1 protein-coding gene is annotated in these 845 nt (G+C 66.2%); it reads right to left on the bottom strand.

The features are described from left to right. A partial coding sequence (locus tag AB4Z37_RS32955) for a hypothetical protein (protein WP_441520876.1) occupies positions 1-795 on the bottom strand: 795 nt, incomplete at its 3' end. Positions 796-845 lie beyond the last annotated feature (50 nt).

The following is an 845-nucleotide window of genomic DNA, read 5'->3' as shown; positions in this document are numbered from 1 at the left end:
CAGCACGACATCGCCCGACGCGTAGGTCGTCACGGAGCCGCCGGTGGTCAGGCGCTGGTCGATCGGCCGGATGGTCTGCCCGAGCCACCCCGACACCTCCAGCAGGCCGCCCGCGGTATAGGTGCGGTCCACGCCCACCGGATTGAGTTCGTAGGTATTGACCCACACGTCCTTACTGTTGAGCACGCCGCCGCGCTGCAGCGGCGAGTCGCGCAGCTCGTTGGCACGCACGGTCACTTGCACAACGTCACTCGACGCTGCGGCCGGCACCGCCGCCAATCCCGACACGTCGATCAGCGCATTGCTGTCGACCAGTACGCGCGCGCCATCGCGATTGGAGTTCACATTGATCTTAGCCGTGGGATTGTCTTGCAGATAGAGCTGGTCGCCATGGCTCGACGCCTCCAGCACCACACGCCCGGACGGCGCGATGATCGCGGCCTGCGACTGCACGTTGACAAAGCCGCCCCCGACCGTGATCTGCGACTGCGCCTGGGTCTGGGTGTCCTTCGCGGTCTGCCCGTCCTCCTCGGGCAGCACCGCGGTGAGGCTGCCGCCCGCGAGCCGCACCGTGCCGGTCTGGGTGGGCACCGCATAGTACGTCTGGTTGTTGCTGTCGAAGCCGTTCAGTTTTTGCAGCCCCTGCTGCGCAGACAGCAGGATCGAGCCGGCCTGGTTGACCGACGTGGTCGCCACCAGCACGCCGGACTGCTCGAGGTCCATGCCGATCAGCGTGATGTTGCCGGTCGGCGACGCAACCAGCCCGTTGTTGGTGACCGTGCCGCCGTTGAGCACATTGAAACCAGCCCGTTGTTGGTGACCGTGCCGCCGTTGAGCACATTGAA

Origin of the sequence: Bradyrhizobium sp. 2TAF24, from assembly GCF_052115025.1 — a bacterium.
Lineage (GTDB): Bacteria > Pseudomonadota > Alphaproteobacteria > Rhizobiales > Xanthobacteraceae > Bradyrhizobium_A.
The sequence above is the reverse complement of the archived record's forward strand: the minus strand, read 5'-3'. Positions and strand labels throughout refer to the sequence as shown.